General features: G+C 50.7%; 21 protein-coding genes. 15 read left to right on the plus strand and 6 right to left on the minus strand.

The features are described from left to right. Positions 1-86: 86 nt before the first annotated feature. Positions 87-2,147, minus strand: coding sequence for a serine protein kinase PrkA (locus GN112_RS19890; protein WP_155311815.1), 2,061 nt, complete (start codon positions 2,145-2,147; stop codon positions 87-89). 565 nt (positions 2,148-2,712) lie between these two features. Between GN112_RS19890 and recN the strand changes: the two genes are divergently transcribed. From recN to GN112_RS19915, 5 genes are all read left to right on the plus strand, one after another. After that, positions 2,713-4,410, plus strand: coding sequence for a DNA repair protein RecN (recN, locus tag GN112_RS19895; protein ID WP_155311816.1), 1,698 nt, complete (start codon positions 2,713-2,715; stop codon positions 4,408-4,410). Positions 4,411-4,488: 78 nt separating this feature from the next. Beyond that, on the plus strand, positions 4,489-4,740 hold the full coding sequence (locus GN112_RS19900) for an FmdB family zinc ribbon protein (protein WP_155311817.1): 252 nt from the start codon (positions 4,489-4,491) through the stop codon (positions 4,738-4,740). 198 nt (positions 4,741-4,938) lie between these two features. Next, complete coding sequence (locus GN112_RS19905) at positions 4,939-5,376, plus strand: SH3 domain-containing protein (RefSeq protein WP_155311818.1); 438 nt, start codon at positions 4,939-4,941, stop codon at positions 5,374-5,376. A gap of 24 nt (positions 5,377-5,400) precedes the next feature. Continuing rightward, positions 5,401-6,390 carry an adenosine kinase gene (locus GN112_RS19910; protein WP_331457536.1) on the plus strand — a complete coding sequence of 330 codons (990 nt, stop codon included), beginning with the start codon at positions 5,401-5,403 and terminating at the stop codon, positions 6,388-6,390. Continuing rightward, positions 6,390-7,076, plus strand: a complete 687-nt coding sequence (locus GN112_RS19915; protein WP_162459033.1) for a tetratricopeptide repeat protein — start codon at positions 6,390-6,392, stop codon at positions 7,074-7,076. Before GN112_RS19910 ends, GN112_RS19915 begins: the two co-directional genes overlap by 1 nt. Positions 7,077-7,130: 54 nt before the next feature. On the opposite strand, the gene GN112_RS19920 is transcribed toward GN112_RS19915, so the two are convergent. Both GN112_RS19920 and GN112_RS19925 read right to left on the minus strand, forming a co-directional pair. Further along, positions 7,131-8,513 carry a sigma-54-dependent transcriptional regulator gene (locus tag GN112_RS19920; protein ID WP_155311820.1) on the minus strand — a complete coding sequence of 461 codons (1,383 nt, stop codon included), beginning with the start codon at positions 8,511-8,513 and terminating at the stop codon, positions 7,131-7,133. After that, positions 8,513-9,937, minus strand: coding sequence for a sensor histidine kinase (locus tag GN112_RS19925; protein ID WP_155311821.1), 1,425 nt, complete (start codon positions 9,935-9,937; stop codon positions 8,513-8,515). Before GN112_RS19925 ends, GN112_RS19920 begins: the two co-directional genes overlap by 1 nt. A 657-nt stretch (positions 9,938-10,594) precedes the next feature. Between GN112_RS19925 and GN112_RS19930 the strand changes: the two genes are divergently transcribed. From GN112_RS19930 to GN112_RS19960, 7 genes are all read left to right on the plus strand, one after another. Continuing rightward, on the plus strand, positions 10,595-10,792 hold the full coding sequence (locus GN112_RS19930) for a helix-turn-helix transcriptional regulator (RefSeq protein ID WP_155311822.1): 198 nt from the start codon (positions 10,595-10,597) through the stop codon (positions 10,790-10,792). Between the two features lie 11 nt (positions 10,793-10,803). Continuing rightward, a complete protein-coding gene (gene pilM, locus GN112_RS19935) occupies positions 10,804-11,862 on the plus strand; it encodes a type IV pilus biogenesis protein PilM (protein WP_155311823.1) in 1,059 nt (352 codons plus the stop codon). Then, entirely contained in the window at positions 11,859-12,422 is a 564-nt protein-coding gene (locus GN112_RS19940) for a PilN domain-containing protein (protein ID WP_155311824.1), read from the plus strand. Before pilM ends, GN112_RS19940 begins: the two co-directional genes overlap by 4 nt. Before the next feature lie 11 nt (positions 12,423-12,433). Then, positions 12,434-13,069, plus strand: a complete 636-nt coding sequence (locus GN112_RS19945; RefSeq protein WP_155311825.1) for a type IV pilus inner membrane component PilO — start codon at positions 12,434-12,436, stop codon at positions 13,067-13,069. A 13-nt stretch (positions 13,070-13,082) separates the two neighbouring features. Further along, positions 13,083-13,697, plus strand: coding sequence for a pilus assembly protein PilP (locus GN112_RS19950; RefSeq protein ID WP_155311826.1), 615 nt, complete (start codon positions 13,083-13,085; stop codon positions 13,695-13,697). 1 nt (position 13,698) lies between these two features. Further along, positions 13,699-16,059 carry a type IV pilus secretin PilQ gene (gene pilQ / locus GN112_RS19955; protein ID WP_155311827.1) on the plus strand — a complete coding sequence of 787 codons (2,361 nt, stop codon included), beginning with the start codon at positions 13,699-13,701 and terminating at the stop codon, positions 16,057-16,059. A 160-nt stretch (positions 16,060-16,219) separates the two neighbouring features. Then, positions 16,220-18,286 carry an invasin domain 3-containing protein gene (locus tag GN112_RS19960; RefSeq protein ID WP_162459034.1) on the plus strand — a complete coding sequence of 689 codons (2,067 nt, stop codon included), beginning with the start codon at positions 16,220-16,222 and terminating at the stop codon, positions 18,284-18,286. A gap of 158 nt (positions 18,287-18,444) precedes the next feature. Here GN112_RS19960 and GN112_RS35325 read toward each other — a convergent pair whose 3' ends face one another. The 3 genes from GN112_RS35325 to surE are packed head-to-tail and all read right to left on the minus strand — an operon-like array spanning position 18,445 to position 19,814. Then, positions 18,445-18,546, minus strand: coding sequence for a hypothetical protein (locus tag GN112_RS35325; RefSeq protein ID WP_155314310.1), 102 nt, complete (start codon positions 18,544-18,546; stop codon positions 18,445-18,447). 28 nt (positions 18,547-18,574) lie between these two features. Then, positions 18,575-19,126, minus strand: coding sequence for an NUDIX hydrolase (locus GN112_RS19970; RefSeq protein ID WP_155311829.1), 552 nt, complete (start codon positions 19,124-19,126; stop codon positions 18,575-18,577). A gap of 4 nt (positions 19,127-19,130) precedes the next feature. Beyond that, positions 19,131-19,814: a 5'/3'-nucleotidase SurE gene (gene surE, locus GN112_RS19975; RefSeq protein ID WP_155311830.1), complete on the minus strand. Its 684-nt coding sequence runs from the start codon at positions 19,812-19,814 to the stop codon at positions 19,131-19,133. A 230-nt stretch (positions 19,815-20,044) separates the two neighbouring features. Here surE and GN112_RS19980 point away from each other — a divergent pair, with 230 nt between their 5' ends. The 3 genes from GN112_RS19980 (at position 20,045) to GN112_RS19990 (ending at position 21,147) form a co-directional block, all read left to right on the plus strand. Continuing rightward, positions 20,045-20,623, plus strand: a complete 579-nt coding sequence (locus tag GN112_RS19980) for an HDIG domain-containing metalloprotein (RefSeq protein WP_155311831.1) — start codon at positions 20,045-20,047, stop codon at positions 20,621-20,623. 1 nt (position 20,624) lies between these two features. Then, positions 20,625-20,828: a DUF6485 family protein gene (locus tag GN112_RS19985; RefSeq protein ID WP_155311832.1), complete on the plus strand. Its 204-nt coding sequence runs from the start codon at positions 20,625-20,627 to the stop codon at positions 20,826-20,828. 64 nt (positions 20,829-20,892) lie between these two features. Beyond that, positions 20,893-21,147, plus strand: coding sequence for a phosphopantetheine-binding protein (locus GN112_RS19990; RefSeq protein ID WP_155311833.1), 255 nt, complete (start codon positions 20,893-20,895; stop codon positions 21,145-21,147). Positions 21,148-21,150 lie beyond the last annotated feature (3 nt).

Raw genomic sequence — 21,150 nt, forward strand, 5'->3', positions numbered from 1 at the left:
GATGCGCCTTGAAGACGAACACAAGCCCGGCGCAATTACGTCCAATTAATTTCATCCCCGATCCTAAATGAGGAATTGAACCGGGTTCAGTTCTCATCTTCCTGGGTACAGAAATATTCAATGGTTTTCTGAGCACAGGTGTGGCAATAGCCCAGTTTGTTGAGCATGGTATCCACCATGCGGTCGTACAATTTCTGATTCTCTTCGTTGGTTCGGTTGGCCAGGGCGCCGATAAGGCTGCCGGCGCCGGCAATATCGGATTTGAGCCGCACGTCGGTGACCGCTTTGACCAGTTCCAGGTTGTCCATGAAATCGTAATCCGGGTCCACGGAAATTTTCTGACCGTAGATTTTGCGAATGGAGGTGCGGAATGTTTCGCGCTGCTCGGCGGTTTTGAGTCCCAGCCGTTCCTCCACGCTCTTGATGTAGCGTTCGTCGATTTTAAGGGCACGCAACTCGCCGGTCTGGGGATCCTTGTATTTCCACATCTTGTCCGGGCCCAGATTTTCGGCGTCGATGCCGATGATCATATTCACATAGTTCATCACATCCTTGCGGATGGCCAGCGGTTCATCCATATAAGCGTTGAACATTTCCGTCATGATCCGTTCGCGGTAGAGCCCTTTGGCGGATTTCATGTCCTCCATGTACTTGGCCCGGTCGTTGGCATCGGTGACATAGTCGAGAATGATGCGCTCCAGTGCCCGGAAGATATCGTAGGCAAACATGCATTTGCCCTCATTGGTCTCCGAGGTTTCCAGGAGCAGTTGCATGGCCCGGCCCAGGTTGCGCTGCCCCAACCCTTTCTGTCCGAACCGTTTGGTGATGTCCGGGTCCTGGTTGAGGGTGTCGATCACTTCGGCCAGGGTTTTGATGCTTTTTTCACCGGCCACTTCGCCGGCAGCCAGCTTCATCGTCTCGATCGGCGTCAGTTTTTCTGATCGGGCCAAGCGTGTCAGTACGGTTGCGACCGATGCGGCATAGTTCAGGTTGGGGTCCTGATGCAGATATTCGTGGTTGAGCGTGGTGCGGGTTTCGTTGCCGATGGCGTAATTGGTCAGATCTTTCTGCATTTTGTAGTTGGTGTTGTGGGAAACGTAGCAGATCCGGCAACGGTCAACGATGGGTGCTTCTTCCTTTTCGGCCAGAAAACGGTTGAATTCAGAGTTGTTGCTGGTGGCGATGATCAGGGTGTCGATGGGCCATTTGTACCCGTCGATTTCAATATTGCGGTTTTGAATCACGCCCAGATAAACCTGGACCAGATCTTTTTTGTTCTTGAAGATCTCATCGGAAAAGTGGACGCCGCCACCGGCTACGCGGGCCAGGGCACCGCGGCGCAGGTCAAACCGGTAGGGGTTGTTGGTCTCGGTGATATGCAACAGCCGCTGGATGGACTCTTCGCCCAACAGATCCACGGCCGATGACGTGATTTTGTCCTTGGCCGGGTATTTGCCGGTCACCGTCCCCAGGCTCTCGGTCATGGGAACCGGAAAGATCTGGATAAATTCAAGCATCTGGGAAAGGTCGCCATTGCAAAAATTTCTGATGTCGTTCCAGATAAATGCGCTGCAGGCGCCCAGCGGACGATAATCCACCCACAGGTTTTCGAGTTCGTTGTCCGAAAAACCGATTTCCTGGGATAAAAACTCCCGGTTTTTATCCGGTTCCTCGAAAATATTCATTCCCAGGATCATGGGATCCTCGTAGGTCTGGGATTCAATGGTAGAGATCTTCCCGTATCCGCCGATCTTGTCCAGGCCGGTGAACTTGAAAGAATATTTTCGATTGGGCGCATGGGATAGGAACTCGCGGTAGCGGTTACAGACGAATTCCACCAGAAAGGTCTTGCCGTTGCCCGGCTCTCCCACCAGCACAAAGGCCATCTCTTTGGAGGAGCCATTTTCCGCCGCATCCTTGACGTAGGAAACAAAGCTGTTGATTTCATCATACATTCCGATGATGTGCTTTTTGCCTTGTCTGAAGATGCTGAAATCGTATGTGGTTTTTCCGTTAACGACCACCTTTTCGATGTCGCTTTCGAGAATCATGCGGGCTACACCTTGAAAGGCGTTTTCGAAACAGCGTTTTCCTTCCTTGACTTCACTCAAGTGCTGGTGCAGCACCGATGTACTCTTCTTTACCATGATGTCCCCCTAATTTGTTGATGGCCGGTGCAGAAGATGGTGGAACTGGTTAATGGTATTTCCCTTCGCCATGGTGGCGACAGGGACATGCTGGAGAGGCGCTATTGTCGGACCCGGGGGATAAGCCATTGACAGCGTGCCGTGCTGAGGTGTCTGGATGGCAGTAACGATACGCCCCGGAACCGGTGTATCAGCCTGCGTTGAACCGAAAAAAGATGGCAACGACTTGGTGTGTGTGGCGGGCGTGACCACCGTTTCTGCTAACCTTATTTTCAGGATGAGAAATCGCTTGCCATAAATTGAGTATATCACCTGATCGCCAAACTTCAACCTGAAAAAGCGAACGTTGGATGAACGCATGTCAAATCATTTGTCCATATTTCCCAAGCCGGGCAGGACCCGGCGGTTTTCTTAGGATGCGATCGGTCGGGCCGGTCAATGGATTTTCATTATCCAGAGCGTTGCCGCTGTATACGATAAGACTTGATTCCCCCGATGGCCTTTTCTATGATGGCGGCGATCCATTGACCGTTACCGATAAGGCATATCCCGGTTGGAGTTCACCATGCTCAGAGAGCTGTTGATCAAAAATTTCGCCATTATTGACGACCTGCACATCCACTTTGAGGATGGCTTGACCATCTTGAGTGGCGAAACCGGTGCGGGCAAGTCCATTATTATCAACGCGGTGAACCTGCTATTGGGGGCGCGTGCCAGTGCCCGGATGATTCGCGATGGGTGTGATGTCGCGGAACTGTCCGCTTTTTTCGAGATTCCGGCCGCATCCGGCGCCGCAGCGATCATGGCGGAAAACGGGTATGACCCGGGTGACGGGCTTTTGGTACGCCGGGTGATCGCTGCCAATGACCGGCATCGCATCTACATCAACGATCGCATGGCCACAATTCAGATGCTCTCGGCGATTACGGCGGATCTGGCCAGTATTTCGGGTCAGCATGCCAACCAGGGATTGCTCCGGGAAGAGACCCATCTGGCCATTCTGGACCGCTTTGGCGGGCTGATGCCCCTGGTCGAGAAGGTTGGGGCGCACTTTGCGGCGATGGTCCCCCTTGTTCAGTCCCTTGAAGCGCTCAAACAGAAAAAGGCCAACCAGGAAAAAGAGCTGGATCTGCTCCGGTTCCAGGCGGCGGAGATTGCCGATGCCGCCATTTTGCCCGATGAGGATCTCGATCTTGAAAAGGAACGCATGCGGCTTAAGCATGCCGAACTGTTGAATCGTTCGGTGGCCTCGGCCATCGAATCCCTGCACGGGGCCGATGGTGCCATTTTGGAACAGTTGGGAGAGATTCGTAAAAGCCTGGAAAAAGCCGTTGAAATGGACGAGGGCCTTGCCGATGACGTCACGGCGCTTTGCGACCACCTTTTTGGCTTGGAGGATGTCACCGATCGGCTGCGTGCCTACCTGGGGCGGTTGGACACCGAAACGGACCGGCTGGAGACCGTGGAGGCGCGCCTGGATCTCGTCAATCGGATGAAGCGAAAATACGGTGGCTCCCTGGTGGCACTCTTCCAGAAACGGGATGCCATTGACGATGAACTGGGTGCCATTGATCATCTGGATGACGATATTGCCGATACGGAAGCTCGTTTGCGTGACCAATACGAACAGATGGCCAACTTGGCTCGGGACCTGTCCGAAAAGCGCAGGCAGGTGGCCGCGAATCTCGCCCGGTCGGTTGAGGCGGAACTGGGCAGTCTGAAGATGGCCGGAACCCGGTTCGGTATCGACCTGACCCGTCTGCCTTGCGGCAAACAGGCTTCCGCCTGGCTGAATGTGGACGGCCACCTGCTTTCCTCCACGGGTATTGACCAGGCGGTTTTCATGATCGCCCCCAACGTGGGCGAATCCCTGAAACCGCTTTCGGCAATTGCATCCGGTGGCGAACTTTCCCGCGTGGTATTGGCCTTAAAAGCCATTTTGGCGGAAACCGATGCGGTGGGGACGATAATTTTCGACGAAGTGGATGCCGGGATCGGCGGGGCCGTTGCCGATGGGGTCGGTAAAAAGCTGAAAACGCTTTCCCGGAAACACCAATTGATCTGCATTACCCATCTTCCCCAGATCGCCCGGTTTGGCAGGTACCACTATCATATCCGGAAAACGGTCAAGGACGGCCGGACCACGACCACGATTCAGCCTATGGACCAGGATGCGCGGATCAAGGAGATTGCCCGCATGCTGGGGGGCGAGATCATCACGGCCACAGCCATGAAACATGCCCGTGCCCTGCTGGCATCCTGAACCTGAACCATGGGCGCGGCGCTTGACAATTGACAGATAATGGAAAGATTTTACCCAAAAATAACTGAGGAGCAGAATATGCCCATTTTCGAATTCAAATGTCTGGACTGTGAGGAATACATCGAAATTTTGGTGATGAACAAACAAGATGAAGTCGAGATGACCTGTTCCAAGTGTGGTTCCGGTAACCTCGAACGGATTCTTTCCACCACCAACCATACCATTACCGGGGGGATGCCCGGACAGCCCGCGGGGACAGGCGCCAGCACCCAGACACGCACCTGCAGCTCCGGGTCCTGTACCACCTACACGATTCCCGGGCCGGCCTGACGCGTCGATGCCGGGTCGATTTCCGGGCGGGGGCAGTTGGTCGTCGGTGTCGACTACAAACGGATCGTGTTGGGACGGGGGTTGGCCCAGAAACTGATGGTGCCGGTCAAACCCAGCCCGGCATGATAGCGATGGCTTCAGGGATGGCCGTATCCGGCTGTCACAACCGCGGTGCTCGTGCCGCTGATTTTTTTGCTGATGAAACAATTATTGATTTCTATTTTGGCAATCATCGTGACCCTGACCGGTTCCGGCTTGGCCCGGGCTCAGCGGCTGAGTGTCGCTGCCGATATCGCCAACATCCGTTCCGGACCGGATACCGGGAATGCAGTGATCTGGCAGGTAGAGAAATACCATCCCCTGGAGATTGTCAAGAAACAGGGCGATTGGTATCTGTTCAAAGATTTTGAAGGCGATCGCGGATGGATTTACAAATCGCTTTTGACCGATACCGAAACGGTGATTGTCAAAGGCGACAACTGCAACGTTCGTTCGGGACCGGGTACCGATAACGATATCCGCTTTACCGTTGACAACGGCGTGCCATTCAAAGTCCTGGAGAAGAAGGACGTCTGGCTGCACGTCATCCACGCCGACGGTGATGAAGGCTGGATTCATCGATCACTGGTCTGGTAGCGATGGACGTGTGAGGAGTTGATTTTGAAACTGAAAAATGGAAGCCGGCGTATTGTGGGGCTTGGATCGGCCCTGGTGGATGTACTGGTGAATGAAAGCGATGACTTTATCCGAAAAATCGGTGTGGAAAAAGGCGGGATGACCCTGGTGGATCTGCCGACCCTCGAAAAGGTAATGGCTGACGCCTCCACCGAACCCAGTATCGTGCCCGGCGGGTCGGCCTGCAATACGGCCGTGGGGGTGGGATGCCTGGGCGGACAGGCCCGTTTTGTCGGCAAGCGGGGAAGTGACGACACCGGTCAATTTTTTCATCAGGGCCTGGTCGAGCGAGGGGTGGATCCCTTGCTGATGACATCCGAACTGCCGACCGGGCGAGTGCTTTCCATTATTACCCCGGATGCCCAGCGGACCATGCTCACCTATCTGGGGGCTTCGGCCGATACCCAGCCCGAGGAGATCACCCCGGATTGTTTCGCGGACAGCGCCCTGGTGCATATGGAGGGATACCTTCTCTTCAATCCCGATTTGATGACGGCTTCGCTGAAAGCGGCCAAGGACGCCGGCGCCCTGATCTCACTGGATCTGGCCAGCTTCACGGTCGTTGAGCAGTCCAAAGCGTTGCTCGATGATATTATCGAGCGCTATGTGGATGTACTGATTGCCAATGAGGATGAAGCCCTGGCCTACACGGGCATCAAAGACGAAAACGAAGCCCTGGCCCAGCTCGCCCGGCATGTGGACGTGGCGGTGCTGAAAGTCGGTGCCCGGGGCAGTTACATTCAGCACGACGGACGGGCGTACCGGATTCCTGCCCAGGGGTCGGGGGCTGCCGTGGATACCACCGGTGCCGGGGATCTTTGGGCGTCCGGGTTTTTATACGGATTGGTTAATGGTTTTGGCCATGAACACAGTGGCCGGCTTGCCTCGGCATGTGGTTTTGAGGTATGTCAGGTGGTCGGCGCCGATATCCCCGCCGATGCATGGACACGGATTCGAAAACAGCTGGAGGAATAATGGCCAAAGGATCGGTTTCACGAAAACAACTGCTCAAGGAGCCTGACAAATTTATCACCTTTTCAGGAAAGCTGATCGCTTTTGGGCGGTCCAACCTGAAAGCGATTCTGATTGGTGCCGGGGTTATGATTGCCCTGGTGGTGGTGGTGGTAACGGTCCGCCAGATGGCCGATCGCAATGAGCGCCGGGCTTCAATGTTGACCGAAAAAGCCATGGCCAAGTACTCGGCGGCACTTCAGGACACCGATTCCAAAACCGCATTCGATCGGATAAAACATGATTTTTCAGCGCTTTTTGATCAATATGGATCGCGGCGAGCCGTGCGTATCGCCCGTATCGTCTATGCTGATATCAGTTACCAGGCCGGAGACGCCGATACGGCCGTTGCCATGTATAAACGTGCATTGGACGATTTTGAGCAGTCATCGGCGCTGAAAAATATTATTGTCAGCGGTCTTGGGCATGCCTATGCCCTGAAAAAAGAGTACCCGGAATCCATCCGCTATTTCAAAATGATCTCCGATGGTCAGGAAAAGACCTTGAAGGGCGATGCCCTGTTCAACATGGCCTGCCTATATGAAGCCGGCGGTGAAAAGGAGAAAAGCACGGCCATGTTTCAGCAGCTGCTGGCCGATTTCCCGGGGTCGATGTATGAAGCGCTGGCCAGGGAGCGGATCAGTGGTTGAGCGTGCCGGCCTGTGGGATCGCTGCCGAAGCGACGCTTTTTGGAGGCCGGCGCATTATGGTTTGTTCTTTTCAAACAGCTTGTATTTTTTGATTTTCTGATTCAGTCCGCTTTTGCCGATGCCCAGCAGTTCGGCCGCGTGGGTCTGAACATAATTGGCCTTCTTCAGGGCCCGGACGATCATGTTTTTTTCCACAAGGGCCAATGTGTCGTATAAATTGGCATCCACCGGGATTCCGTCCATGTGCAGGGTGCTGTGGGCGTTGTCGATAAAATCCTTGGGCAGATCCGATACCTGAACGATCGCCTCGGGTGACATGACCACAGCCCGTTCGATGACATTTTCAAGTTCCCGCACATTTCCGGGCCAATCATATTCGTAAAAGAGCCGTTCAACCTCACGATCGATTCCGGTTACCGGTGCGCCGGCGCTTCGTTCATCTTGGTATTTGGCGATAAAATGGTGAACCAGAGGCCGGATATCCTCCAGCCGTTCCCGTAGCGGCGGCAAGGTGATCGGGACGACGTTGAGACGATAAAAAAGGTCCTCTCGGAAATTCCCGGCGGCCACCTCCGATTTGAGGGATTTATTGGTCGCCGCGACCAGACGGATGTTCACCGGAATGGGCTTGGTGCCACCGACGCGCTCGATCACCCGCTCCTGGAGTACGCGTAGCAGTTTTACCTGAAGGCCTGCTGAAAGTTCACCGATTTCATCCAGAAACAGGGTCCCGCCGTCAGCGATTTCAAAACGTCCCTTTTTCATGGATACCGCACCGGTAAACGCTCCTTTCTCATGGCCGAAGAGTTCGCTTTCCAAAAGCGTTTCGGCCAAGGCCGAACAATTTACCGCCACGAAGGGTTTGTCTTTTCTGGGGCTGTTGAAATGCAGGGCGCTGGCCACGAGTTCTTTTCCGGTTCCACTGGCTCCCTCGATCAGAACCGTTGCCGATGCCGGGGCAACTTTGCGGATCATCCCGAACACATCCTGCATGGCTTTGCTTTTTCCGATGATATTGTGGAAACTGTAGCGGTTTTCCACGGTGCTGCGCAGTTGGCGGTTCTCTTTGACGACCTGGTACATGGAGGCTGCCTTTTTTGCGTACAGCACCAACTGTTCGTTGTCGAAGGGCTTCAAGATGTAATTGTAGGCCCCCTTCTGCATGGCCTCGACGGCCTTTTCTACCGAGCCATGGGCGGTCATCATGATGACCGGAAGGTCGGCATCGGTTTGTTTGATGCGGGCCAGCAGTTCGATTCCGTCCATGCCGGGCATTTTCATGTCCGTCAACACCAGGTCCACATCAGATTGCGCAAGTGTATCCAGTGCCTCGGCCCCATTATTGGCGGTCAGGGTTTCAAAACCGACATCCTCGAGCACGGCGGCCAGGATCAGCGTATAATTTCGTTCATCGTCAACAATCAGAATGGTTTCCATCACTGTGCCTCCTGGTCCAATGGGAATTTGACGGTCACGCGGGCCCCTTTTTCACGGCGGTTGTCGATTCGAATCATACCGTCGTTGGCCTCGATAATGTTTTTTACGATGCCGAGACCCAGGCCGGTCCCTTTTTCTTTGGTGGTAAAAAAAGGATCCCAGATTTTTTCCATGACTGCGGGTGAAACGCCATCTCCCTCATCCTCAATATAGAGCCACAGGGCGTCTTCTTCCGCATGGGTGGTGATCATGATGGCGCCGCCATCGGGCATCGCCTGCATGGCATTGATCAACAGGTTGAGAAACGCCTGGTAAAGCATATCGCTGTCGGCGAGAATGCATGGATGATGGTTGTCGAACACGGTTTTTATCACATATCCCTTGTCTTTGATCTGCTGATCGAGGAAAAGGATGTTTTTATCAAGCACGTCATTGATGTGACAGGTGCTGCGGTTGGGCGCTTTCGGTCTTGCGTAGTTCAGAAAATCGGTAATGATATTGTTCAGGCGCCGTGCCTCGGTGACGATGATATCGGCAATTCCGTTCAGCGGTTCCCGGGGCCCCATTTTTTTCTTTAACAGTTCAGCCGAACTACTGATAATGCCCAGCGGATTCCTGATTTCATGGGATACGCCGGCAATCATTTCACCCAGTGATGAAAGATGCTTCGCCTTAGCCAGTTGGTCTTTGAGACGGATTCGCTCGAGCGCCCGTTTTTCGATGATTCCTTCTCCGCGCTTAACCACAAATATCAATGTGAGCAGCAAGATTCCCATCACGATGCTGATGGTGCAGATCACCAGAACCTGATATTTGAAGATCTGTTGATAATCGCTGGAGAGATCCTGCCTGATTTCGATCACGCCCAATACGGGGCCCGAAATGGGCGATAATGGTTTTTCGGCGCGCAGTGGGGCAAAGGTAATAATTTTAATCTTTTTTGGAATCCCCAGCAGAATTTCCCAAAAAGTTCCGTTTTGGACCAGCTTGGAGGATGCCTTTCCATCGATAGCCCCGCTAAAGGAGGTCCCGCCAAGATTTTGCTTTCCAACCAGATCCTCCGAGAAACTGTATGCAATGATGTCGTCCTTACTATAAATGTTGACCATCTCCACTTTGAAACTGTGCAGGGTGCTGCGGACGACATTGTCCATCCTTTCGAACTGTTCCTTGTGGCGCAGTTCGATTTTGCCGTACTTCAAGCCCACAGGGAGGATGAACTGCAAAAAGACCTGATGGTTCAGGTTTTCAATCAGCAGCAATGCGTAATCTTCGCTTTTCTGGTACTGCATTGACCGAACCCAGTGGGTGTTGAGAACGGAGAGAATGATCGTACCAATAAAAATAACAATCAGACTGGTAAACGTGAAATACTTGACCAAGCGAAAGGGTTTGACTCGCTCGGCTGTGTTCAATGGTTTCATGATGCCTGTGTTGCCGTCATTGGTGTCAACCCATTTGCCTGTCAGTCCTCGGCTGGCGGTGCGTTTCCGGTGGACCGTCCACTCAACGCATGCCGGTTGAATTGGGACTCACATATTTTCAATGAAAAAGGCTGCCGTCACCCTAAAGTTTTTTCAACCAGTGCCGAATTGTTTAGCTGACCGCAGATGATAACCCTTTAACCATATAGAAAAACCTGATTATCCTGTCAATGCGGCCGAAAGGTACTATGCTGTAACAACGGTGCCCGGTGTATCGTCATCAATGAAACCCAACGATGCATCCCCAAAGACTCTGTTTGGTGTGGCCAGCATCAGCCGGCCGATGGAATCGAAGCAAAATGGCCCCTAACGATCCATCTTTATGGCAGTTATCAGTGATCCCGTGTAAATAGTTCCCTTGGCATACAAGATAAAGGCAACAATTGATTTGAAGCCACAATATAGGATTAAGTAAACAAATTATAGATAAAAGTCATATAATTTTGCTTGACAAGACATTGTTGGCAGGGTTGAATCATGATCAAGAATTGCCACCTGTTTCCTAACTGATTTAATAAACTGGATCATATTTATCGAAGAGAGCCTTGTGGAGAGCTTTGTGTTTGCTTTTTTGATTGCCATAAGACGATGGTTCAAATGGTGAAGAATTCGTTAAAAGAAATTAGAGAGTCCCTTTTGATGAGCAAGTCGGAACTGGCGAGAGAAGCAAATGTCTCCCCGATAACGATTACGCGGATTGAAGAGGGTAAGCCGTGTCGGCTGGAGACCAAAAGGAAGATATTGCTGGCCCTGGGATACAGTCTTTCGGATAGTAAAAAAATTTTTGGTGAATAAAAGAGTGAACCATGCTTTTTGCAAAAAAAGATCGACTTATTGGCCTTGACATCGGATCAAGATCCATAAAAGCGGCAGAGATATCCGAGACCAAGAAGGGCCGAACCCTTGAGCGATTCGGGATTATCGATATCCCTCAGGGCTTGATTGAGGACGGTGCCATCAAAGATGCGGAGCAAGTGTCCGATACCATTCGCCAATTATTCAAAAACTATGGAATCAAAGGACAAAACGTTGCCCTTTCCATCGGCGGGTATTCGGTGATTGTGAAAAAGATCAACGTCCAGGCCATGTCCGACGACCAACTGCAGGATACCATCAGTTTTGAAGCAGAACAGTACATCCCGTTTGACATTGCCGATGTCAATCTGGATTTCCAGATTCTGGGAGAGAATGAAAACAATCCCAACCAGATGAACGTTTTGTTGGTTGCCGCCAAGAAGGAAATGGTCAACGATTATGTGAACCTTGCCCAGATGGCGGGACTCAATCCCTGCATCATTGATGTGGACGCATTTGCGCTGCAGAACATTTATGAATTCAATTATGCACCGGCTGAAGATGAGAATATCGCCCTCATCGACATTGGCGCCAGTAAGACCTCGTTGAATATCCTAAAAGGCAGCACTTCGGTTTTCATGAGAGACGTCTCTCTCGGTTGCGGTCAGATCAATCAGAAGATCTCATCTTTGATCGATTGTTCTCTCGAAGAAGCCGAACAGATCAAATTCGGGGATCAGTCGGAAAAAATAACCAGCGGTGATCTTACCGATATCATCTCTTCTGTGGTTTCCGATTGGTGTACCGAGATCAGGCGAGCATTGGACTTTTTCTATTCAACCTACCCCGATGATCAGATTAAAAAGATTGTGCTCAGCGGAGGTGGTGGCAATATAAAAGAATTCAGGCAGCTGTTGTCGGTTGAAACGTCTGCGGAGGTGACCACGATCAACCCCTTTGATGGGCTTCATATCGATGAAAATCGGTTTGATGTGGAGTTCCTTAAACGCATATCACCCCAGGCCTCAATCAGCATGGGACTGGCAACGAGAAAAGTTGATGATAAATGATACGCATAAATTTACTCCCATTTCGCGCCGCACGTAAAAAAGAGAATGTCAGACGACAGTTATCCATATTTTTGTTGTCCCTTTTTCTAATTGTTATTGTTGCCTCCTGGTTCAGTTTTTATTTGTCCGGTAAAGTAAAAACACTAAACGCTAAAATTAAAGATACCAAGGCGCAGGTAGAAAAATACAATAAAATCAACAAAGAAATTGCAGAGATCAAGAACAAACTGGCGATACTCAATAAAAAGATCGAAGTTATCAAATCCCTGGATTTGACAAGGAAGGCTCCGGTCGAATTGCTTGACGACATGTCCAGACTGGTTGTTGATAAACAGATGTGGCTTACCCATCTGGAAGACCGATCCGGCAAGATCAAGGTCGCCGGCGTTGCCTTGGACAACCCCACTGTCGCGGAATATATGACAAGGATCGACTCTTCGGCACGCTACACCAACGTCAAATTGGTATCCATCAATCAGGATACATCAATTAAAGAACTAAAGTTGAAGCGATTTGATATCAGATTCGAGAAAGCTCCCCAAAAAACGGAATCCAAATAGGTGTTGAGGAAATGAACAAGGGCAAAGCGGTTTCCACTGAAAAAATAAATCCACTATTTGAAAAGCTTGAACAGCTTTCCAAGGCTCAGCGGATTGGAATCTGGGTCGGAATCCTGATCCTGGTTATCGTCGGTTTTGTCTATTTTTCTTATCTTCCCATGTTTAAACAGATCGACAAACTAAACGCCAACTTGGCCAAGGTTGAAAAAGAGCTGGAAGTGGCCAAGAAAAATGCGCGCCAGTTGAATGACTATCGAAAAAAGATGCAGGATGCCGAAGAGCAGTTTAAAATCGTTATGCGGGCATTGCCTGAAAAAGAAGAAATTCCAACGTTGCTTACCGGAATTTCAAAGGCAGGCAAAGACTCCGGCCTGACGTTTGTTCTCTTTCAGCCCAAACCTGAAGTAAAAAAGGATTTTTATGCTGAAATTCCACTCGCCCTCCGTGTTACCGGGGATTATCATGGTGTGGCAACATTTTTTGAAAGCGTTGCCGGACTGAATCGTATCGTGAACATCCGCGATATCAATCTGACACCGGAAAAGGGTGGCAAGAGTCTGACAACGACCTGTACGGCGGTGACTTACAAATTTATCGAAGCATCGAACACAAAAAAGAAGCCATCAAAAAGATCGAGAAGGAAATAGAAGCGATAAAACCATGCCAATGCAAAATAGACAATCCTGTATTATTGTGGCCTTGATCGTTCTTTTGTCATGCTTTCTCTGGAATTGCGACGATCAGAAGAAAGAACCAAGAGCTCCGGTTGTCAGCAAAAAAATAGCCGTGCATACAGCGCCTGCTCCGCCGAAAACAACCGATCATGCTGTGGTTTCACCGTCAGAGCCAGTGTCGAAAGAAGAGCCTGAAGTTGAAAAGGCGTCGCTTGTGGCAGAGCGGATTTATGATCCCAAAGATCGCCTGAATCCTTTTATTCCCCTATTTAAAACAGAAACCAGCGAAACGCTTTCACAACCATCCGAGAAGTCGAAAAGAAAGCGGCGAATGCCCCAAACGCCTCTGGAAAAAATCAGTCTTGAACAGCTTAAACTAGTGGCCATCATCCGGGCAGGATCGGGAAACAGGGCACTTGTGGAAGATAGTAGCGGAAAGGGATATATTGTTAAAAAGGGGAGTTATATTGGATTGAATTCGGGTATCGTGACTCAGATTGAACCCAACCGCATTTTCGTCGAAGAAGAGTTGGAAAACCTAATGGGCGAATTGGTTCTTCAAAATACCGAAATAAAACTTCAGAAACCTGCTGGAGAGTGATATGCGCAACTTAGGGATTAAATTTTCAGAAAGATTGACACTCACTTTTTGCATGGCCTTGGTTGTCGCTGTTTTATCCGCTGGGTGTGCAGCCCGGCAATCGGGCATGGAAAAGGCAGCATCGAGCCCATTGGCAGAGATTACCTCCATTGAATTGTCCCAGGATGTAAATTTCGCCAATGTCGTAATCCGTGGGACCGAACCGTTGACCTATATGGCGGTAAAGCAGAGGGAGCCCATTGGGGTTGTGATTCTTATTCCCGGTAGCCGGTTGACTCTGACCAGCCCGGATCTCCAATCCCCAGGACCACCCGTCAAGGCTATTCATGCGAGCCAGGCTGAGGCCAAAATCGATACTTCGCGGATCGAAATTCTTTTGGCTGCCGACAGCTCCTACAACGTTGTTAAAGATGGCAACGCGCTTAAAATACAATTTTCAAAGACTCCGTTGGACGTGAGTTCTGCCGCAACGGTTCTCCCAGCGCCATCCGTTCAATCGAACCCATCCCCAGCCACGCCTCAGACCGTTGCATCAACGGGTGTTTACCAGGGAACGGGGATGCCGGTGGGCAGCGAAAATCAGATCTGGGTGAATCGAATCGACTTTTTAGGGGAGCCAAACGGTCGTTCGACCTTATCCATTGAGACTACGGCACCCGTGGATTATAAAATCAACAAGGTCTCCAACCGGCTTTTGGAACTGCGTCTGATGGGTACCAATATCGCCGAATTCCGGCAGCGTCCGCTGATTACGACGCGTTTCGAAAGTGCCGTCAATCGAATCGTGCCGGTCCAACTGCCATCAATGAGGGGGTATTCTCTTTTTTCCATCGAACTGCGCGAACCCGTTGGGTATCATACCGAGCAGGTCGGTGGACTCCTTTTGGTTCATTTTGATGCATCCTCTGTTCCGCCGGCACCTGTCGATGAAGCCAATTTGCCTGCCTGGAAAAAGGTCCTTACGGAGACTCTCGGCATGAGTGGAATGGATATGACAGGGTCTGGGGCACAATCCTCGGGTACCCCCCGCCTGGCATCACAGCCGAATCCGGATACCGTGGGTGAGCCAGCCATGCCGGACGTTGTTCTCGACTCGGATCAGGCTGTTGTCGTAACAAAAAAAATCAAAACCTATAAGGGTGAAAAGATTGCTCTGGATTTCTACCAGACCGACATAAAAAATGTATTTAGGATTCTCCGCGAAGTGAGCGGCAAGAACTTTGCCATTGATAAAGATGTCAGCGGCAAAGTGACCATGACCCTCGATAAACCGGTTCCCTGGGACCAGGTCATGGATCTGGTGCTGCGAATGAATCAGCTCGGGATGATTGTCGAGGGCGATATTATCCGCATCGCCACGCTATCCACTCTGAAAAAAGAAAACGACCTGCGCAAGGCGCAAATTGCCTCCCTGCAAGAAGAGAAAAAGCAGATCAAGGCGTTGGAACCTCTTGAAACCCGCTACATCCCGATCAGTTATTCCGATGCCGGGAAAGAGGTCTTGCCTCACATTCAGAACATTATTTCCAAAGATCGCGGGTCTGTCACCGTGGATACCAAGAACAATCAGCTCATCGTTACCGACACTGCCGACAAAATTGCCCAGGCGATTGAAATTGCAAGGCAGATCGACAAGGTCACTTCTCAGGTGATCATTGAGGCAAGAATTGTTGAAATCAGTGAAACGTTTTCTAGAGAAGTGGGATTTGAATGGGGGCTGAGCGTTGGGCCGGTCAGTATGAATGAAGGCGGCACAACTTACGAAACCAACGTAGCCATGAACTATCCGGCCAGTACTTCCAATGGAATTGGTTTGACCTATAACAAAATCGCGGGTACGCCTTTCACATTAGACGCCGCGCTTACCGCTTTGGAAACGAACGGGAAGGGCAAAATTCTCTCTTCTCCCAAAATCGTTACCCTGAACAACAAGAAGGCGAAGATCAAACAAGGGCAAGAATATGGCTATCTTGAAAGGGATTCTTCTGGTGGATCGTCGGTTTCTTTCAAGGATGTGGACTTGCTGTTGGAGGTAACTCCGCACGTCACTCCAGACAACAGGATCTCGCTAAGCATTTTGATTACCAAGAATGATGTGGTCGATTTTGTAGACGATGTACCGGTCATATCTACGAACGAAGCCGAAACGGAATTGCTGGTTAATGATGGGGATACCATTGTTATCGGTGGAATTATCAAAAAGACTCGGTCAAATACCAAAAATGCATTTCCAGGATTACACAAAGTTCCGGTTCTCGGTTGGCTATTTCAAAGTAATCTTGAAGAGAACGACAATAGCGAATTGCTGATTTTTATGAATCCGAAGATCGTTCAGTTGGAGCAACGAAACATGGTCAATTGAATTAACATTTAGAATTCAATTGCGACCTGACGAAAAAACGGTGCAAGCGTCCTATGCTTTGATGTTTTCCAGACACCGGAAAATAAGTCGCTTTCTTACACGACTGTCAACTTTGAACTTTAATAATTTTTTATTATTTTGCATTTCTGGAGGAAGTTTCATGAAAAACCAAGTTAGCTGGTTTCGCTTTGCGAGTGCTATAATTATTGTTTTATTTGTATTCTTGGGATGTTCATCGGGCGGCGGAGGCGGTGATGATGACAGTTCTGATACCACGACCGATACGACGACTACTGCAAGCGTTGCTGAAATTCTTGTCGAAGCAGAGAACAGCTCCATCAATGTAGAGGAAAGCGCTGAAATCATCGCCTGGGTGTATGATGACAGCGGAAGCCCGATGGCGAATACTACGATCAGTTTTTCCCTTGATTATCCTTCCCTGGCTTATATTTCTCCATCCATCGCAACAACGAATTCAGATGGTAAGGTAACGGCTACACTGACGGCTCGAAGCAAACAAGGCGAAATCATCGTTTCTGCGTCTAACGACGAAATTACAAGCAATGATGAAACCGTTAGCATTTTGTCGGGTGTATCACCGGATACAATAACCGTGACGGCAACCCCCATGACATTATTGATTGGAGGAACCAGTTCAATCCAGGCCGAAGTGCTTGACAAGGATGGCAATGCGGTTCCTGATGGGACTTCGGTCTCCTTTGAAGTCGCCAATGATAATTTTGGCAGCATGTCTCCGGCAACAAATACAACGGCAAATGGGTTTGCCAGTTCGACATTTACTTCCTCATCTACAGCCGGGACAGTCGCCGTCGAGGTGTCGGTTGGTCAAATCAACAACAGTGTCGATCTTATTATTAATGACACCCAGCCGGCGTCATTGTCATTTAATGCCGCTGATCCGGAAATTATTGCGATTAAAGAATCCGGGGGAAACGAAACATCTGACATTTCATTTCAAGTTATAGATCAAAACGGGGACCCGAAGAGCGGTATTGCCGTTACGATGACAATCATAAAAGGACCTGGTGGGGGTGAGTACATTGATACGGATAGCACACCAGAAGAAATTGTGGTTTCTTCCGCTAGCGATGGTTTGGCAACTGTAACCCTGCACAGCGGTTCCAACGCCGGGCCGGTGACCATTAGAGCACAAATGACGGTTGATGGTGTGGCTATGGTCGCCAATTCTGCGGCAGTTTCCATTGGGGGCGGTGTTCCCTCGGCCTCCCGTTTCAGTGTCTCTGCAAGCGTGCTGAATATCCCCGGACTGGACGAAAATGGAAAAACTACCGAAATTACAGCGTGGTTGACTGATCGCTTCGGGAATTACAATATTCTGGAGGGTACCACCGTATCGTTCTGGTCCGAAGCCGCTTTGGCCGTTGATGCCGCCAACGTTACTGCAAGCGCTGATGGGTCCGATTCAGCGGTAGCCACAGTTACTGCACGTACTCAACATCCGGTTATCGATCCAATTCCGGGCGGCGAGGATGTGGCGCCTTTTGATTGGGAAAATGAACTGATGGACTATGTCAGCACCACCTATGGCTGGGCGGGGACGACCCACCCGCGGGACGGTTTGGTTTCAATACTTGTCTATACCGAGGGTGAAGAGGGGTTTGACGACCTAAATGCCAATGGCGTATATGATAGTGGCGAGACGTTTGAGGATACCATTGACGATCCATTCATCGACTACAACGACAACGGTGAATATGACGGTACCGACAGTTCAGACCCAGCAGAAATATACAACGATGCAAACGACACCACAGGGTGGGACAGCTATAACGGGATATGGGATGATCAAAAAGATATTTTTTATAATTTCAAAATATTGATTACCGGAGAACCCCATATCGCCATTGCACCGACTACTTTCAACATCGCCGACGGAGGTTCTCAGTCGTTTACCTTTCTGGTTTGCGATGAAAACCTTAATTATTTGAGTGAAGGGACTTCCATATCGGTATCAATTGAAGGCGGCGGAAAGCTATTCGCGGATGAAATTGAATTGGACGACAGTAGTGCCTTACCAGGCATAAATGGCTCCTACACGTCACATCTACCGCAAATCGAATATAATGCGACAATTATGGATAGTGATTCCGGTGACAGTAATGATCCCGTGCTGACAACTTTGACAATAACCGTGAATTGGGAAGGAAATACAGAAGAACTATCCATTATAGGGTATGTCGACTAGGTGATTATTTGCCGTGATATTCAACTTGACCATCTGCCTCGAAGGGTTTTCTCGGGGCAGATGGCTTTATACCCAATGTCGTTGACTTAATGATTTACGATAAATAATATACCAAAATTCAAGCAGGCCTGATTATAATGCCTCAATTATAGGCAACCTTACGCCGTTCCAATGCTTTTCCAAAATCCCCAGCATTGCTCTACAGGATTGTATTTTCTGTGATATGGCGGGTAGTAGAGCAGTTGAATAGGCTTTGCGATATGATCCGTAAACCCATGGTTTTATCCATCATGAGATGATTTCCTGCCATTTGAGATCAATTCTATCCATTTGAAATTCAAATCGGTTTTCCGGTCGGTCCTGAAAAAAGTCGTGTAGCGTCTTTTCAACCACGTTGAAGGCGATGGTTTCCCAAGGGATTTCATCCTCCGGCATCAATTTTACCTCGGCACTTTCAGGGGTGGGGTGAAAGTCAAGGGCCTCCAACCGCGCGAGAAACATCAGGTAGATCTGGTTGATGTGAACAATGTCGATCATCCGGTACGGTCTCAAGTCGGTGACTCGGCTGCCGGTCTCCTCGAGGGTTTCCCGCCTAGCACCGTCGGCAACGGTTTCGCCGTTCTCCAGAAAGCCTGCGGGCAGGGTCCAGTATCCCTTGCGCGGGTTGATATTCCGGCGGCACATGAGGATGCGGTCGTCCCAGATGGGGATGCAGCCGACGACGAGTTTTGGATTTTGATAATGAACGGTACCACAGGCTTGGCAGACATGTCGCGGGCGGTCATCGCCCGCAGGAACCGTAAGCGTTACAGGCCCGCCGCATTGGGAGCAAAAATTCATGTACTCATATCTCCAAACGGGTAACGGAAATCATTCCGCCGAAACAGACATCCACATCACTGCCGGCGGAACGGGGGCGGTCGTGAATGATTCCGTGGTAGTGATAGGTTCCGTTCTCCTCGCTGTACCGATAATGATGAGGATGTTTATCCAGCGAGCAAAACCGATGGGTGGGCATTATTTTGGTATCCAGCGGGCTGGGCAGGTTGATATTCCAGAATTGGCCGATCGCCAGGGGCTGCGTTAGGATAATGGGAAGCAGGTGCGCGGCCAGCCTTTGAACCGCCGGCCAGGGAATGGTCCATTGCGGCGCAATATACTGGGAAATGGCGACGGCGCGAACCCCGAGAATGGATGCTTCCCGGGCGGCGGCGACGGTGCCGGACTGGTAGACATCACTGCCCAGGTTGGCACCCGGATTGATTCCGGCGACGACCCAGTTCGCATCGGGGACAAAGGCTTTTAGGGCCAGCCGCGTGCAGTCGGCAGGGGTGGCATGAACCACATACATTCGACTGTTCGGTTGTTCCACCCGTATGGGGTCCCGCATGGTCACCCGGTGGCCCACATTGGATTGAGGGGCGGCCGGTGCCACCACGGTGATTTCGCCCAGCGGGGTTAGCGCTTGAACCAGTGCCGCCAGTCCGGGTTGGTCGTATCCATCGTCATTGGTAATTACAATTTTCACACAGGCTCCACCTGATAAGTTATGGGAAAGATCTCAGCGTCACGATCATATCAGCCCGAAAAGAGAATGCAACCCTGACCGATAAATTCAAGATACGAATCGGAATAAGGGAGAGGGTTGTTGCGCAGCAGGTCATATGATAAATCAAATAGTGGTTTGCGTTTGGGAAACGGGTGCCGCCATTTGTTTCGACCGGAATACCTGCAAAATAAAATGATCAGGAGAGGACCATGAGCAATCAAATACCTTCCCGTGAAACAGCCCTGAGCCTTCTTAAAAAATACAACCAGAGCGACAGTCTCATCAAACATGCCTATGCCGTCGAGGGGGTGATGCGGTACATGGCCCGCAAATATGGTGAGGATGAAGACGAATGGGGAGTTGTCGGTCTGATCCACGATTTGGATTATGAGCAGTTTCCTGATCAGCATTGCACCAAGACGGCGGAGATCCTTGCGCAGAACAGATGGCCCGAACATCTGATCCGGGCCGTGGTCAGCCATGGGTGGGGGATCTGCTCGGATGTCAAGCCCGAAACCACCCTGGAAAAAGTACTCTATGCCATCGATGAACTCACCGGCCTGGTAGCCACTTCGGCCCTGGTGCGGCCGACCAAAAGTGTGCTGGACATGAAGGCCAAGTCGGTCAAGAAGAAGTGGAAGGACAAACGCTTTGCCGCTGGTGTAGATCGCAACATCATCCAGCAGGGTGCTGACATGCTGGGGGTGGATTTGGGAGATCTGATTACCGACACGATCATGGGCATGCGTGAGGTGTCCGAGCAAATCGGACTGAAAGGAGACGCTTAACATGGAGTGTAAAAAAGAAAGCAATCTCGAGCGCTGTAACTGCTCCTACGAACCCTGTTCGCGAAAGGGTGTCTGTTGTGACTGCATCAAATACCACGTCAAGATGCGCCAGTTGCCGGCCTGTGTGTTTCCTGACGATGCCGAACGCACCTATGACCGCAGCTTCGACCATTTTGCCCGCCTGGTGCAGGCGAAGCGGATTTGATCCGTCAGGTTGCCGAAAGCTAAGGCAGGATCAGGTGGTTTTACGAATTCGTCAAAGGATAACCATGACCTTACAGACCCAACTCAAACAGATACTGGTGACCGAGCTGAATATCCGCGACATCCCGCCGGAGACCATCGACGACGATGAACCGATTTTCGGTGACCGCCTGGGGCTGGACTCCATCGATGCATTGGAGATGGTTTACCAGGTGGAACAGCATTTTGGCATCTCCATCAAGGACAAAAATGAGGCCCGTACGGCCCTGCAGACCATCAACACCCTGACGGCCTACATCACGGCCCGTCTGCCGAACTGACCG

The organism is Desulfosarcina ovata subsp. ovata (assembly GCF_009689005.1).
Taxonomy (GTDB): Bacteria; Desulfobacterota; Desulfobacteria; order Desulfobacterales; family Desulfosarcinaceae; genus Desulfosarcina; species Desulfosarcina ovata.